This is a genomic window from Meiothermus sp., from assembly GCF_025060375.1.
In the GTDB taxonomy this organism is placed as follows: Bacteria; Deinococcota; Deinococci; order Deinococcales; family Thermaceae; genus Meiothermus.
Genome location: NZ_JANXCG010000082.1, coordinates 22,258 through 36,904 on the forward strand (window position 1 = coordinate 22,258; position 14,647 = coordinate 36,904).

The window sequence follows — 14,647 nt, forward strand, 5'->3', positions numbered from 1 at the left end:
GTGCAGGAGACCTTGCTTTTACCTCTGGTGGTAGGGCTGCCCCTGCTGGGCTTTGCCCTTCTGGGCCTGTGGGGTCGGCGTTTTGGTGAGCCGGCCTCGGGTTGGGTAGCCTCGCTTCTGGTGTTGGCGAGCTTCCTGCTGGGCTTCTACCTGCTGCTGCAGGGAGGAGCCCGCTGGACACTTGCAGAGTGGTTGCCAGGGATTCCCTTCAGTCTTCGGCTGGACAACCTCTCGGGGGTCATGCTGATGGTGGTCACCGGCGTGGGCTTTCTAATCCACGTCTGGGCCATCGGCTACATGCACGCCGACCCCGGGTATAGCCGCTTCTTCAGCTATTTCAACCTGTTCATCGCGGCCATGCTCCTGCTGGTGCTGGGCGACAGCCTGCCGGTGGTCTTCATCGGCTGGGAGGGGGTGGGGCTGGCCTCCTACCTGCTGATTGGCTTTTGGTACACCGAGCGGGTCAACGCCGACTCAGCCCGCAAGGCTTTTATCGTCAACCGAATCGGCGACCTGGGCTTTTTGCTGGGGATGGGCCTCCTATGGAGCATGTTTGGGACGCTGTCCATTTCCGAGCTGGCCCACAAGGTGGAGGAAGGGGGCTACAGCTTTGCCAGCCTGACCCTGGCGGGTTTCTTCCTCCTCGTAGGGGCCATAGGCAAGAGCGCTCAGGTGCCCCTGATGGTCTGGCTGCCCGATGCGATGGCGGGGCCCACACCGGTCTCCGCGCTCATCCACGCGGCAACCATGGTCACCGCCGGGGTTTACCTGCTGGTGCGCCATGCTTTTCTGCTCCATGCAGACCCCTTCCTTTCTGGTCTGATTGTGGCGGTCGGCCTTTTGACCGCCATTTATGGGGCCCTTTGCTCCTTGGGGCAGTGGGATATCAAGCGAATAGTGGCCTATACCACGCTTTCCCAGCTGGGCTTTATGTTCGTGGCGGTGGGGGTGGGGGCCTACTGGGTGGCCATCTTTCACATCGTGACCCACGCCTTCTTCAAGGCCCTGATGTTCATGACCTCCGGCTCCGTGATCCACGCCTTGGGAGGTGAGCAGGATGTGCGCAGGATGGGTGGGATGCGCAAGTACCTGCCGGTCACCCACCTGCACGGCCTGGTGGCCACTGCAGCTTCTGGAGGGCTGATCCCGTTGGCTGGGTTTTGGTCAAAGGACGCTATCCTGGCCTACTCCTTCGGGTACGGCCCGTGGCTTTGGGCCCTGATGGTGATCGCCTCGGTACTGGCGGCGCTCTACTCCATCCGCTGGTATGTCCTGGTCTTCTGGGGGGAGTACCGAGGGAAGGAGCACCCCCACGAGAGCCCAGCGGTAATGCTCTGGCCCAACCATATCCTGATGGGGGGTGCGATGGGGGTGGGGTTTATCGGTCTGCCCTACGTGATTGACTACGAGAACTTCCTCGAGCCCTTCCTGGTCCGGGCCATCGGCGACTTCCCCCATGAAAAGCTTCCGGTGCTGACCGAGTGGGTTCTTATCGTTCTCTCTGCGACGGTGGCCGTTCTTGCGCTGCTTTGGGGGTTCCGGTTTTTTCAGCAGCCTATGCCCGACTGGTACGTGCGCTTTCAGTCGGCCGCCTTGCAGGGGTTTTACGTGGACGCGATTTACAATGCCCTTTTGGTGAACCCAGCTAAGGTTCTGGCCGGGCTCCTGCTCGGAGGGGATAGGGGTCTGCTCGCGGGCTTTGGGGGCCTTGGGGGCCTGGTGGGTGGGTTGGGGAACCTGCTGGCCCGGCTCGAGACCGGTGCCCTGCGCTTTTACCTGGCCGGACTCTTGGTGGCTCTGGTGCTCTTGCTGGCCTGGGGGGTGTTGCGATGATTCACCTTGGGCTTTGGCTACCCCTGCTGGCGGGTCTGGTGCTTCTGCTGTGGCCAGGCCTGGGGCGCGGCTTCGCGGTTCTCACTTCCCTGGCCAGCCTGGCGGTTTCCCTCTACCTCTTTGCGGAGTACCCAGGGGAGGGGGTGGCCTATGCCAGTCAGACGCCCTTTCTCCTCGAGGCAGGGGTTTACTATGCGGTGGGCCTGGACGGGGCTGGGCTCCTCCTTTGGCTAGCGGTGAACCTGGTGGTCCTCCTTGGGGTTTGGCTGGCTGATGTTCCGGTGCGGTTTTTGGCCTACACCCTCATGATGCAGACCGGGCTTCTGGGTATTTTTGCTGCTCAGGACCTGGTTTTCTTCTACTTCTTCTTCGAGGCTAGCCTGATTCCAGCCCTCCTCATGCTGTGGTTTTACGGGGGATCAGAGCGGCTCAGGGCCATATACACCTTCGCTCTTTTTACCCTGGTGGGCTCACTGCCGATGCTGGCGGCGGTCTTCGCGGTGCGCTTCCTGAGTGGCGCCGAGAGTTTCCTCTACACCGACCTAGCCGCCAAGCCGCTGGCTGGTCCGGCGGCAACCTGGGCCTTTTTGGGCTTTTTGGTGGCCTTTGCGGTCAAGACCCCGCTGTTCCCCCTCCACGCTTGGCTCCCCAGCTTCCATCAGCAAAACCATCCCTCGGGGCTGGCGGATGCGTTGGGGACGCTTTACAAGGTGGGCATCTTCGCCTTCTTCAAGTGGGCCATCCCCCTGGTCCCTGAGGGGTTTCGGGAGTGGCAGGGGCTCCTCCTTTTCCTTGCCGCTTTTGGGGCCCTGTACGCGGCCTGGCTGGCGTTTAGTGCACCCGATTGGAAGACCCTGTTGGCCTATGCTGGGGTGTCGCACATGGGGTTGGCAGCCCTGGGGCTTTTCAGCGGGACCCCTGAGGGTGCGGTGGGCGCTTTGTACTTGCTTGGTGCCTCCATGGTCTATAGCTCGGCTATGTTCCTCTTTGTGGGAAGGGTGTACGCCCGTACTGGAAGCCTAGAGACACGGCCCGTGCGGGGTCTGGCTCGGTACGCTCCAGGTTTGTACGTTTTGGGGATGTTCCTCTTGATGGCCATGATTGGTTTGCCTGGCCTTTCGGGTTTTCCCGGCGAGCTGATGGTGCTCCTGGGGGCCTACCGGGTTGCCCCGTGGCTCACCTTTCTGGCCTTCCTATCGGTAATTGCAGCCGCGGCCTACGCCCTTACCGCTTTCCAGCGGCTTTTCCAGGAAGCCCCGCAGGCCCAGGCAGTTTCAGACATGGATGCCAGGGAGTGGGCCTTTGCAGGGGTGACGGTGGGGGTGCTGCTCCTGATGGGCCTCTACCCCAGGCTCTTCACCGCCTACTTAGAGCCGCTGGGGCGGGCTCTGGGCGCGCTTTTTGGAGGTGCCTCATGACGGGGGTTTTGAGGGCCAGCGGAGGTGCCCGATGCTGACCTTGTATGTCCTGGTCGGTAGCTCCACCCTGCTGTCGTTGCTGGCTTTCGCTGTCTCTCGGGAGGCCAACCGGGTTCTGTCTGTGGCGGCTTTGGTGCTGGCTGGGCTTTTCGCTTTGTTGGGCTGGGGAGAGACGGTGGAGGCGTTCGGGGGGCTCTATCGGTTGGATACCCTCGCCCGCGGCCTGACCCTGGTGGCCGTACTGGGGGGGCTTTGGACCCTGTTGCTGGGTCCGGTCAAGAAGTTTGAGTTCCCCCTCCTGGTGCTTTACGCCGTTACCGGGATGCACCTCATGGCCAGCAGCCCCAACCTGGTGGTGCTGGTCATCGCGCTGGAGATTTTTTCTCTGCCCCTGTACGTACTCTCGGCTTGGCAGCGGGATGAGAAGGGCTTTGAGGCAGGGCTCAAGTACTTTTTGCTGGGCGCTTTGGGGGCTGCGGTTTTCCTGTATGGTGTGGCGCTTTACTACGGGGCCACCGGTAGCTTCATGGCCGGGGCGGCTGGTTCGGGGCCGCTGTATACCGCAGCGCTGCTCCTGATTCTGGCGGCCTTTGCTTTCAAGACCGCGATGGTGCCTTTCCACTGGTGGTCGCCCGATGTCTACCAGGGTAGCCCCACGGTGGTCTCCCTCTTCATGGCCACCGCGGTCAAGGCGGCGGCCTTCGCGGCCATGCTTCGCATTTTTACCCCCCAGGGTCTGGAAGCCTGGGGGGTGGGGCTGGCTGTGCTAGTGGCCCTAAGCGCCCTCTTCGGGAACCTTGGGGCCCTTGCCCAGACCGAGGCCAAGCGCCTTTTTGCTTACTCCTCCATTGCCAACGCAGGGTACGTTGGGCTTGGGCTTTTCGGCCCCACCGCGGGGGTTGCGGTGCCCTTCTACCTGCTCACCTACGCCTTGGGTACAGGCTTGATTTTTGCAGTGCTCTCCACTATCTCCAACCAGGAGGTGCCTTTAGATCGGTTGCGAGGGCTTTGGTACCGCAGGCCCTTGCTGGCTGGGGCGCTCGCGCTGGGGGTGCTCTCGGTTCTAGGGCTTCCTCCTCTGGCGGGCTTCTGGGCTAAGTACCTGGTCTTCCAGGAGGCGGCTCGAGCCGGGCTGTACGGCCTGGTGGTGTTGGCCCTGGTGACCTCGGCGGTGGGGGCCTACTACTACCTCCGGGTCTTCTTCCTGCTTTTTGCCCAGCCAGAGCCATCCCAGGAGGTCCTGGAGCGCGAGGCTGAGGAAGCGGTGGCCCGCTTTGGCGGCTCGGAGGCGCCAGGCGCACCGCTGTCGGGGGCCCCTTTGGGCCTCACCCAGTCGCTCATGGCCCCGGCGGCGCAGCAGGCTGGTGTGGGGGTGCTTTGGATGGGGATGGGCCTTTTGTTGTTGCTCTCCTTGTTGCCAGGCCCGGCGCTGCGGGTTTTGGGGATGGGCCAGAGCCTTTCCCTGGCCGGGGTGACGCTGAAGGTCCCTCCCGATGGGGCCACGTTGGTGGCGGGACCTTTGGTCCTGGAGGGCACCGGCCGGCCCGGGGAGGACCTGGAACTTTTTGACAACGGCCAGCCCATCGGTCGCGTGACGGTGGGTCCGGATGGGCGTTGGCGTTTTGAGCTCCCCGCTTCGGCCCTTGCGGTGGGGGATCACGTCTACGAGGCCCGTGGAGGGGGTCAGCCGGGCGTAGCCCGAGCAAGGGTTACCCTGGTCGCCCCCGTGGGGTTGGCCATCACCGCCCCTGTTGATGGGGCCTCGGTGGCCCCCACAGGGTTTACCCTGGAGGGCACCGCTGCGCCGGGTCAGGAGGTCGAGGTTTTTGAGGATGGGGTGAGCCTGGGCCGGGTAAAGGCCAACGCAGAGGGCCGGTGGAGCCTTGGTGTTCCACCCCCGGCAGGGGGCACCCGGGTTTACGAGGCTCGAGCCGAGGGGGCTCCTGCCGCCCGGGTTTCCCTGGTGGTGCCCGAGGCTCAGGCGGGCGCCATTTGCAGCCAGCGCTTTGCCCTTTCCAACCTCCAGGCGGGTGGAACCGTATCCCGACCCTTCCGCTTCGGTGGGGTGGGTTCAGCCAGCGGCTACACGGTTGTGGTCAAGCGGGGGGAGCGGGTGATTGGCCGTAGGGAGCTCTCCTTGAGCGCGGCTTGCGGTTGGAGTTACCTTTCCGACCCGGGGCCCGGGGAGGTGACCTACGAGGTGCGTGAGGCCGGGGCCTCTGAGGCTGACCCTCCCCTGGCCGTCATCACCCTGAACGTGCGCTGAGGCGGGGTTCCTGGGGGTGCAGATGACCGCGCGCGCCAGCCCCTTGGAGGAGGGTCCGGAGTACTTTTGGGAGCGCTTTTCTGCGTATGCGCAGACCTTCCCGGTGGGCCCTGAGCCGGTCGGTAGCCCGCTCGTTGAGGTGCTCACCCCTCTGGGCCCCCTTTACGCCTTTGACCGCGGTCTCGCCCCATTCTCGGGTGGTGAGACCCCGTTAATTCTCCACGGGCAGGTGGAGTTTTGGGAGGAGACCGAGGGACAGCGGGAGGCCGTGCGGCGGATGGATGGGGGCCGTTATGCTTTTTGGGGCCAGGTGGAGGCGCTGCTGGAGCCCCCCTTTTTCGTGTTGCGGGTCTTGGGGCCAGAGGGTCGGGCTGGGTTTCGGCTGCTCCTGGCGGCCTCGGAGCCTCCTCCCTTGGAGCGGTGGGTCGTGGTGCGCCTGCGCCCTCCTTTGATGGTCTTCCGCCCCGAGGTGCCGGGCCGCTAGGTTATCCTTGAGGTATGCGCGCTGTTCGTCCCGAGGCGTTGCCCGAGTTCCTTAGGGAAGACCCTTTGGTGGTGGATGTGCGTCCGCCTGGGCAGGCTGGGCCTGTCGGCTTTGCGCAGGCGCTCTGTGTGCCCCTGGCCGACATCCAGGGGGGCAACCACCGCCTTCCCAAGGACCGCCCCATTCTGTTGGTCTGCGAGCGGGGGGTGATGAGCGAACTCGCCGGGTTGTACCTCGAGGCGGCAGGGTACGAGCGGGTCTACCATCTTGAGGGCGGCCTCCGGGGGCTGCGCCGGTCCTCCACCTGAGCCGCGGCCTCAGCGGTAGTACCGGGCGGTATCCCTCAGGTGGCCCTCAAAGTCCACGTTCAGGAAGAGGCGCCCCTGGGCATGGAGGAAGTAGAGGTACCTCTGGCCCTTTTCGTTGGTGCGGATTGGGTTGAGCACGGCCCGCAGCGCCTCAGCCCCGGGGTTGCCGATGGGGCCGGGGGGCAGACCGCGGCGGGTGTAGGTGTTGTAGGGGGTGTCCTTGCTGAAGTCGCCGGCGTTCCGGTCCAGTTCGGGGAGGCGCTTGCCCAGGCCGTAGGCCACGGTGGGGTCGGCCTGCAGGGGCATGCCCAGCTCCAGCCGGTTGAGGAAGACCCCCGCGATAAAGGGCTTCTCGCTAGGGTTGGCGGCCTCCGCTTGGACGATGGAGGCCAGGGTAACCCAGGCGTGGACGCTTCTGAGCCCCAGGCTGTGCAGGCGCTCTAGGGCCTCTGGGGTGAACTCCTGGGCCATGCGGCGGGTCATGGTGCGGATGATCTCCTCGGGGGTTGCGTCCATGGGGAATTCATAGGTGGCGGGGAACAGGTAGCCCTCCAGGGTGGGGCCCTCGGCCTCAGGGGGGCGTAGCTCAGGGGTTGGCTGGTTGACCAGCTCCAGGAAGCGGGCCCCATCCAGGTTGTGCTCGCTCAGCCGCTGGGCCATCTCCGAGGCCCGCCAGCCCTCAGGAAAGGTGATCCGCACCCGTAGGGGACGGGAAGGATCCGTGAGGGCTAGGGCGATGGCCCTTATGCCCCTGCCTTCAAGGCGGTAAAAACCCGGTTTTAGGGCTTTATCCAGACCAGAAAAGCGCAAGTATAGGGCAAAGAGGTACCCTGAGCGCACCAGCCCAGCCTGCTCCAGCAGACGCCCCACCGCCTGGGCCCCGCTGCCCCTGGGAATTCGCACCTCGGCCGCCGCCCCGGTGGGGCCCATGAGGTAGAGGAGATGCCCCATGAGGCCAGCCAGGAGCAGGAACATCACCAGAACCCCCCGCAGAATCCAGCGGTTGGGGATTTTCCGCTCCTGGAGGGCGCCATTGTTGGTGGGAGTGTGCTCGTTCATGGTCTAGCCAGGTAGGACTCCAGCAGGGCCACGGCGGCGGCCTCGTCCAGCCGGCCCTTCTCCCTGCGGACGCGCCTGGGAGCCTCCCGAAGGCGCCGCTGGCCTAGCTGGGTGGTGTAGCGCTCGTCCACCAGCTCCACCTGCAGACCCTCCCGGCGCAGCGCTTCCACCAGCCTCAGCACCCGCTCAGCCTGGGCGCTTGGGTGCCCATCGGTGCGCAGGGGCAGGCCGACCACCAGCCGCTGGGCCCCCTCCCGCTCCACGACCCCCTTCAGGGCCCTTAGGTCCTCCTCCAGGCCCCTGCGCACCAGGTAGCCCCGACCAAAGGCCCAGGGCCGGCCCACCTCGCCCACCGCCAGGCCGATCCGGGCTTCCCCCACGTCCAGGGCTAGCACCTTCATTGGCCCCTATTATGGCCCGGGCGGCGGTGGAAAATGTGAGGTCCTCTAGCCCAGGGCCCTTTCCAGAGCGGCAAAGGCCTTCTCCAGGTTGAATCCCCCGCCTTGGGCCAGTCCTCCTTTACCCCCGCCCCGTCCCCCGGCTGCCTCGGCCAGCCGCCTCATCACCGCCCCGGCGTCCAGCCCTCTCTCCAAAGCGGCCTTGCCCACCTTGATCACCAGGTTCTGCCCCGAACCCACCGCCACCAGGTCAGCCTTGTGCTTTTCCAGCAGCTCATCGGCCACCCCGCGCAGGGCCCCTGCCTCGAGGCCTGTGAGCTGAACCGCCAGGTACCGGTAGCCCCCTGCTTCCCGCAGGGCAGCCCCTGTGGAGCCCCCAAGCTGGCTCCGGGCCAGCTCGAGCCTCAGCCTCTCCAGCTCCCGCTCGCGCCCCTTGAGCTCATCCTGGAGTTTTCTTACCCGCTCTCCTAGCTGCTCGGGCGGAACCCCCAGCTCGCGGCCCAGGGCTTGTACCCGCTCGAGGGTCTCCCGCACAAAGGCGGTGGCCGCAGTGCCGGTTAGCGCCTCAATGCGCCGAACCCCGGCGGCCACCGCCTCCTCACCCACGATGACCAGGCTGCCGATTTCGCCGGTCCGCCGCACATGGCAGCCGCCGCACAGCTCCTTGGAAGAGACCCCATCTATGCTTCCCTCCACGCTCACCACCCGCACCACATCCCCGTACTTCTCGCCGAAAAGGGCCATGGCCCCCTCCTTGCGGGCCTCCTCGAGGGGCTTGTAGGTGTAGCTCACTGGAAAGTCGGCCTGAATCCATCGGTTGACCAACATCTCTACGCGGGCGAGATCGCGTGGGGAGATGGGCTCAAACTGGCTGAAGTCAAAGCGCAACCGGTCGGGGCCTACATAGCTTCCCCTCTGTTGGACATGAGGCCCCAGCACTGCCCTTAGAGCGGCGTGCAGAAGGTGGGTGGCGGTGTGGTTCCTTTCCGTGTCGCGCCGACGGGGGTCTACCAGGGCCCGCACCGGGGTGCCGGCCCTCAGGGTGCCCTCCTCCACCCGCGCCAGGTGCAGGTACACCCCCTCGGGGCTCTTCTGGGTGGTGAGCACCCGGGCCCAGCCGCCCTCCCACTCCAGCACCCCCGTATCGCCCACCTGCCCTCCTCCCTCGGCGTAAAAGGGGGTGCGGTCAAGCGCTACCTGCAGCTCGGTTCCTTTGGGCGCCTCTTCTATGGCCTGTTCACCCACCAGCATGAGCTTGACCTGGGCTTGGGCCTCCAGGCTTTCGTACCCTACGAACACCGTGCCTCCGTAGTCGGAGGCCAGCGCGGCGAGGGCCTCGCTGCGCCGGTGGAAGAGCTCCCGGCTGAATGCGGCCTTGGCCCGGGCCCGTTCTTGCTGCTCCTCCAGGGCCCTCTCGAAGCCCTCGGTATCTACCTGGATGCCGTGTTCCCCCGCGATTTCGATGGTCAGGTCCAGGGGGAAGCCGTAGGTGTCGTAGAGGGTAAAGGCGTCCTTGCCTGAGAGGGTGTGGCCTGGCTTGAGCCCGGAAAGCATCGCGTCAAGGCGTTTGATGCCCGCCTCGAGGGTCCGGAAAAACTGCTCCTCCTCAATTCTAATCTGCTTCTGGACGCTCTCCAGGTTGGTCCTGAGCTCCGGGTAAACACCCCCCATCACCTCCGCAACCACTTCCGCTAGCCTGTACAAGAAGGGCTCCCGCAGGCCCAGCAGGTAGCCAAAGCGCACCGCGCGGCGCAGAAGCCGCCGCACCACGTAGCCCCGGCCGGTGTTGGAGAAGTGCACCCCATCGGAGAGGATGAAGGTCACTGCTCGAGCGTGCTCGGCGATTACCCGGTGGGCCACCGAGCGGGGGCCTTCGTAGCTTACCCCTGCGAGCTCCACCACCTTATCGATGAGGGGTCTGAACTCGTCGGTTTCGTAGAAGTCGGTTACCCCCTGCAGAACCATGGCCACCCGCGAAAGCCCCATCCCGGTGTCGATGTTGGGCTTGGGCAGGGGCTCCAATACCCCGCCGTCTTTGCGGTTGTATTGGGGGAAGACCAGGTTCCAAATCTCCACAAAGCGGTTGGACTCCCGGGTTTCGTAGTAGTCGGCCCAGGTGTCGGAGCCAAACTCGGGCCCCCGGTCGTAGTAGATTTCGCTGCAGGGGCCGCAGGGGCCGTTGGGGCCCTGGGTGGGGGCGTTTTGCGGCCAGAAGTTTTCATCGGCACCGAAGCGGTGGATGCGCTCGGGGGGCACCCCCACCCGCGTCCAGTGAGAGAAGGCCTCGTCGTCATCAATGTAGATAGTTACGTAGATGCGGTCGGGGTCCAGGCCCAGCCACTCGGGGCTGGTCAGGAACTCCCAGGCCCACTCGATGGCTTCCTTTTTGAAGTAGTCGCCAAAGCTGAAGTTGCCCAGCATTTCGAAGACGGTCTGGTGCCGGTTGGTGCGGCCCACGTTCTCAATGTCGCCGGTGCGCACCGACTTCTGGCAGGTGGTCACGCGGTACCACTCCCCTTCATGCCCGGGGAAGACCGGTTTTTTCCCCATGAAGTAGGGCTTGAGGGGGGTCATTCCAGCGTTGATGAAAAGCAGGGTAGGGTCGTCCTCAGGCACCACGCTGAAGCTGGGCAGGCGCAGATGGCCCTTGGACTCGAAGAACCGGAGGAACTTTTCGCGAATCTCGGCGGTGGTCATAGCAGTACCAACCCAGCATAAGAAAAGTTCTCCCCCAGGGCAAACCGCGGTTGACGTGGAGGCGCGCAGCCACCCGACTAAGGGGCGATGACCCTGGAGATGCTGGGGTTTCTCAGAACCCTAGAAAAGCACTGCGTCCGCTACACGGTCATTGGGGGGTATGCCGTGGGGTTTTAAGGGACGCCCCGCCATACCAAGCCCAAAAGTTCCGTTTTGGCGAGCTACCCCCAGAGTGTGAAGCCTGGCAGGGTCTGCCTGTGGAGGTGCGGGAGATGGTTTTTTCTGGGCAGAGCTCAGGGGGCAGGATATCCGTGGCATTGCCCCGGTGGCCCGCAAGAGGGTCTGGGGCGAGATTGGGTAGGGAAAACCGCCTTTGACCCTAGTTTGCCCGTGAGAAACCCTTATCCTACTTTGCGTGGAAGTGCTGGCGCTGGTCTACCGAAACCTTCGGGCCCGCCCGGTTCGTAGCCTCCTCACGCTGCTAGGCATTGTGGTCGCTACGGCCTCCATGGTCCTTTTTCTCTCTTTCGGCGAGGGACTGCGCAGGGCTTTGGGCGCTGAGCTGTCCCGCGTGGGCCCGGCGATCCTGGTGGTGCCTGAAGGGGCCGAGGCCTTTAGCCCTGGCTACCCGGAGCTACGGCCGGAGACCCTGGAGGCCATACGAAGGGTAGCCCCATCGTTGGGTATCGTTCAGGTTATCCCTACTGCGGTCTTTGCTAGGGGAGGGTTTGATCCATCCAGCAGCTTCGTGTTCCAGGGCCTCCCAGCTGGCGTAACGGCCAGGGACCTCTACCCAAATTTGCGGCTGGCTAAGGGCTCTATGGACCCTGGAGACTGGGGTGCGGTGGTAGGAGGGGGTGTGGCCCGACGCAACAACCTGGATTTGGGCAAGACGCTGCGCCTCTCACCCCAGGTCACCTTGAGGGTGGTGGGGGTGCTGGAGCGCTCGGGAGGGCTGGCCGACAACTTCATCTACGTGCCCCTCCCGGTCATTCACGCGCTTCTCAATACCGGCAACTACAGCTCCATCCTGGTCGCCATTGAGCCTGGCCGCCGGGCTGAGGAGGTGGCCCGGGCCCTGGAGGAGCGGGTTTCGGGGATAGACGCCCAAACCACTGGGGATGTAATGCGGTTTGCCGAGCGGGCGGTGCGTATTTCCGACCTGGTGCGCTTTGGCATAAGCCTGGTGGCTTTGGTGGTGGGCGGCCTGCTGGTGGCCAATACGGTGATGATGTCGGTTTACGAGCGGATTCGTGAGTTTGGCCTCATGCGAGCCTTGGGGGCCAAGCGGCGGTTCATCTTTGGGCTGGTCCTTCTGGAGGCGCTGGTTTTGGGGTTGGCAGGGGGTCTGTTGGGCTTGCTGCTGGGCCAGGCTGCCTCCGGGCTGGTCAACTGGTTCACCCTGCGGGAGGTGGGGCTGGCCCTTTCGGCGGTGACCCTTCGCCTGGCCTCCTTTGCGCTGTTGGTGGCGGTGGTCTTGGGGCTTGCGGCGGGCTTTTTGCCGGCCCGTACTGCAAGCCGCATCCGGGTTGTGGAGGCTTTGGGGAGGGTTTGATGCTCGAGGCGGTCGGGCTTTGCAAGCGCTACTACCAGGGCGAGCTGGACGTGGTGGCGGTGGACCATTTCACCTACGCTTTCCCCCCGGGTCTTACCGCCATTGTGGGCCCCTCGGGCTCAGGGAAGACCACCCTCCTGAACCTTCTGGCGGGTTTTGATGTGCCTACCGAGGGTGAGGTTCGCCTGGACGGGCGGGTTTTCTCAACCCTTTCCGAGGACGAGCGGGCTGAGGTGCGGCTTCGCCACATGGGCTTTGTCTTTCAGCAGTGGAACCTGATTCCAACGCTCACCGCGCTGGAGAACGTGGCCTTTCCCCTCATGCTGGCAGGCCATAGCTTGAAAGAGCGCACTGAGCGGGCACAGGCACTTCTGGCGGCGGTGGGTTTGGAGAGACGGGCTAAGCACCTGCCCAGCAGGCTTTCGGGCGGTGAGCAGCAGCGGGTGGCCATTGCGCGGGCCTTGGCCCTAGACCCGCCCGTCCTTTTCGCCGACGAGCCCACGGGGAACCTGGACTCGGCCTCGGGCGCGCGGGTGGTGGAGCTGCTTTTGGCTCAGGCTCAGGCGGGCCGCACGGTGATCCTGGTAACCCACGACCTCGAGCTCTCCCGCAAGGCCGACCGCATCCTGCACCTGCGCGATGGGCGGCTAATGCGGGTAGAGACCCCGTCTGCCGGCCTGACAAGGGCGGCTCAGTCTTTGTAGGGGTCAAACTCCCCTGGCCCAGCCATCACCACCACCAGAGGGCGCAGCACATGGAGCACCTTTACGGTGGGGCCCTGGGCCTCCAGCACATCCGAAAGCCGTCGGTAGACCTGGGGAGCCTCGTCCAGGTCCCCACCGCGCAGGATTACCCCCTTGCGCCCCAGCCAACTCCGCATCGCTTCCGGGCTTACCGCTCCGGCTTTGCCTCGCTTACCCAGGGCTTGGCGACGGCTCATCACCCGTCCGGCCCCGTGGACTGTGCTGAAGAGGGCGGCCTCCTGAAGGGGCCGGGCGCCTGGGTCGGTGCTTCCCTGGAGGATCACCGCGTCGTCCCCCATGGAGCCTCCCACAAACCCCTTCTGTCCGGGAAAGGCGGGGGTGGCCCCCTTACGCACCACCACAAGCTCCTCTCCGCCGTGCGTCTCTTTCCAGGCGAAGTTGTGGTGGTTGTGCACCAGCTCCTCCTCCCGCCCCCCCAGAAGGGCCACCACCTTGCGGGCCACCCACTCCCGCCCCGCGTAGGCATAGCGTCCGGCCAGGTTCATGGCCGCCCAGTAGGCCTGCCCCAGAGGACTCTTCAGGTCCAGCAGGGTTTCCGACTCCGGCACCCGCTCGCCCCAGGCGCGGTTTTGGGCCAGGGCCATAAATCCGCTGGCAATGCTATGTCCCAAGCCCCGGCTGCCAAAGTGCACGCCTACCCAGATGCGGCCCTTCTCGTCAACAAAGAGGTCCACATAGTGGTTGCCCCCACCCACCGTGCCGAGCTGAGCCCGGGCCTTCTCCCTCAATGCCTCGCGGTGGGCTTTGGGGATGGCCTCCCAGGCCTCGTCCTCAAAGAGGGGATGGTCGGTAGGGGCGTCGTCGGCCCGGTTGGTCCGCCCCAGGCCGAAGGAGACAGTGGCGGCGATTTCGTCGGCCAGCTCCTCTAGGTGCTTCTCAATCTTCTCCAGATGCAGGTTGGTGCGGATGGCGGCGTTGCCGCAGGCGATGTCGAACCCCACCCCAACAGGGCTGACCTGGTTGCGGTAGGCCGCAACCCCTCCAATGGGCATGACATAGCCCAGGTGACCGTCGGCCATCAGGGCTGCCTGCACAGCCCGTTGGGCTACATCGTAGAACTGGGCCAGTGTCCTCTCGTCGTGCTGACCGAATACGTGCGTTTTCATCAGACAAGCAAAGGCCCCCAGGCTCAACGGCTGGGGGATTGCTTTTGGCTGGTGCCGGGAGCGGGACTTGAACCCGCATGAGCTTGCGCTCGCTACCCCCTCAAGATAGTGTGTCTACCAGTTCCACCATCCCGGCAGGCACTCATTAGGTTAGTCGGGCCCGGTGCGCTTGTCAAGCACACTGCCCTTCCCCGGTCTTGCGTTACACAAGGCGCTACGGGCCTTTGCAAAGGTCAAAAACGCCTTTGCGAACGCACCTTCTCCTTGGCTGGAAGTGGCTTTTGGGCCTACCAGAACGCCGTGGAAGCCCTTTCTGAAAACGGCCCGTTCTGTTTTGCGCAAAATGCTATAATGACTTTGTCGGAGCTTTCGATGGTGAATCTTGAAAACCTAGCCTTCCGATAGCTAAGGCAAACCCTCAGCACAAAAAATCTAAAAGAGTGGGTTTGCAGGCCCTCATCGAGAAGACCGCAATTTCTGGCCCGGTTATCCACAGCCCTCCTGTGGATAACCCGGTTTTCTCATAAATACCCCCTTGGAGAACCTCTTGCGGGACGGCGATTAACGGGGTATGCTGTCGCAAACCCAAAGCCCCGAAAGGGGATTGCAACACTATCCCAGAGCCCGGGTTGCGGCGGTGCGCTCCACCCTGTCGCAAACCCAAAGCCCCGAAAGGGGATTGCAACAGAGCCTCCCCTAACATCAGCAACATCGGCGTTTTCTTCAGTCGCAAACCCAAAGCCCCGAAAGGGGATTGCA

Annotated in this window: 11 protein-coding genes and 1 tRNA gene; 7 read left to right on the plus strand and 5 right to left on the minus strand. The window is 64.4% G+C overall.

Translation table 11 applies throughout. The features are described from left to right. The 5 genes from nuoL to NZ849_RS09965 are packed head-to-tail and all read left to right on the plus strand — an operon-like array spanning position 1 to position 6,309. Entirely contained in the window at positions 1-1,833 is a 1,833-nt protein-coding gene (nuoL, locus tag NZ849_RS09945; protein ID WP_295387095.1) for an NADH-quinone oxidoreductase subunit L, read from the plus strand. Next, positions 1,830-3,251 (plus strand): NuoM family protein, encoded by a 1,422-nt coding sequence (locus NZ849_RS09950; protein ID WP_295387097.1) that lies wholly within the window; start codon positions 1,830-1,832, stop codon positions 3,249-3,251. Before nuoL ends, NZ849_RS09950 begins: the two co-directional genes overlap by 4 nt. Before the next feature lie 31 nt (positions 3,252-3,282). Beyond that, positions 3,283-5,517, plus strand: coding sequence for a proton-conducting transporter membrane subunit (locus tag NZ849_RS09955; protein ID WP_295406696.1), 2,235 nt, complete (start codon positions 3,283-3,285; stop codon positions 5,515-5,517). 22 nt (positions 5,518-5,539) lie between these two features. Beyond that, entirely contained in the window at positions 5,540-6,001 is a 462-nt protein-coding gene (locus NZ849_RS09960) for a hypothetical protein (RefSeq protein WP_295387103.1), read from the plus strand. A gap of 14 nt (positions 6,002-6,015) precedes the next feature. Beyond that, positions 6,016-6,309, plus strand: coding sequence for a rhodanese-like domain-containing protein (locus tag NZ849_RS09965; protein WP_295387104.1), 294 nt, complete (start codon positions 6,016-6,018; stop codon positions 6,307-6,309). 9 nt (positions 6,310-6,318) lie between these two features. Here NZ849_RS09965 and mltG read toward each other — a convergent pair whose 3' ends face one another. The 3 genes from mltG to alaS are packed head-to-tail and all read right to left on the minus strand — an operon-like array spanning position 6,319 to position 10,463. Beyond that, positions 6,319-7,368 (minus strand): endolytic transglycosylase MltG, encoded by a 1,050-nt coding sequence (gene mltG, locus NZ849_RS09970; RefSeq protein WP_295387106.1) that lies wholly within the window; start codon positions 7,366-7,368, stop codon positions 6,319-6,321. Further along, a complete protein-coding gene (gene ruvX, locus NZ849_RS09975; protein ID WP_295387108.1) occupies positions 7,365-7,769 on the minus strand; it encodes a Holliday junction resolvase RuvX in 405 nt (134 codons plus the stop codon). The genes mltG and ruvX overlap by 4 nt, the downstream gene beginning before the upstream one ends. A gap of 45 nt (positions 7,770-7,814) precedes the next feature. Beyond that, entirely contained in the window at positions 7,815-10,463 is a 2,649-nt protein-coding gene (gene alaS / locus NZ849_RS09980) for an alanine--tRNA ligase (protein WP_295387111.1), read from the minus strand. A gap of 415 nt (positions 10,464-10,878) precedes the next feature. Here alaS and NZ849_RS09985 point away from each other — a divergent pair, with 415 nt between their 5' ends. Beyond that, positions 10,879-12,018, plus strand: a complete 1,140-nt coding sequence (locus NZ849_RS09985; protein ID WP_295406700.1) for an ABC transporter permease — start codon at positions 10,879-10,881, stop codon at positions 12,016-12,018. Next, the gene (locus NZ849_RS09990) at positions 12,018-12,722 is read left to right on the plus strand and encodes an ABC transporter ATP-binding protein (protein WP_295387115.1); all 705 of its coding nucleotides are present in this window, start codon (positions 12,018-12,020) and stop codon (positions 12,720-12,722) included. The genes NZ849_RS09985 and NZ849_RS09990 overlap by 1 nt, the downstream gene beginning before the upstream one ends. Here the strand turns inward: NZ849_RS09990 and NZ849_RS09995 are convergent. Next, entirely contained in the window at positions 12,710-13,888 is a 1,179-nt protein-coding gene (locus NZ849_RS09995) for an RtcB family protein (RefSeq protein WP_295387117.1), read from the minus strand. The genes NZ849_RS09990 and NZ849_RS09995 overlap by 13 nt on opposite strands. 49 nt (positions 13,889-13,937) lie before the next feature. Continuing rightward, positions 13,938-14,024: transfer RNA gene (locus NZ849_RS10000), tRNA-Leu, on the minus strand. Positions 14,025-14,647: the final 623 nt, after the last annotated feature.

What these genes read in the sequence shown, in the direction of transcription:
- alaS (WP_295387111.1), bottom strand. Translation starts at nt 10,463, where the DNA reads ATGACCACCGCCGAGATTCGCGAAAAGTTCCTCCGGTTCTTCGAGTCC.
- NZ849_RS09950 (WP_295387097.1), top strand. Translation starts at nt 1,830, where the DNA reads ATGATTCACCTTGGGCTTTGGCTACCCCTGCTGGCGGGTCTGGTGCTT.
- NZ849_RS09955 (WP_295406696.1), top strand. Translation starts at nt 3,283, where the DNA reads ATGCTGACCTTGTATGTCCTGGTCGGTAGCTCCACCCTGCTGTCGTTG.
- ruvX (WP_295387108.1), bottom strand. Translation starts at nt 7,769, where the DNA reads ATGAAGGTGCTAGCCCTGGACGTGGGGGAAGCCCGGATCGGCCTGGCG.
- mltG (WP_295387106.1), bottom strand. Translation starts at nt 7,368, where the DNA reads ATGAACGAGCACACTCCCACCAACAATGGCGCCCTCCAGGAGCGGAAA.
- NZ849_RS09965 (WP_295387104.1), top strand. Translation starts at nt 6,016, where the DNA reads ATGCGCGCTGTTCGTCCCGAGGCGTTGCCCGAGTTCCTTAGGGAAGAC.
- NZ849_RS09990 (WP_295387115.1), top strand. Translation starts at nt 12,018, where the DNA reads ATGCTCGAGGCGGTCGGGCTTTGCAAGCGCTACTACCAGGGCGAGCTG.
- NZ849_RS09960 (WP_295387103.1), top strand. Translation starts at nt 5,540, where the DNA reads ATGACCGCGCGCGCCAGCCCCTTGGAGGAGGGTCCGGAGTACTTTTGG.
- NZ849_RS09995 (WP_295387117.1), bottom strand. Translation starts at nt 13,888, where the DNA reads ATGAAAACGCACGTATTCGGTCAGCACGACGAGAGGACACTGGCCCAG.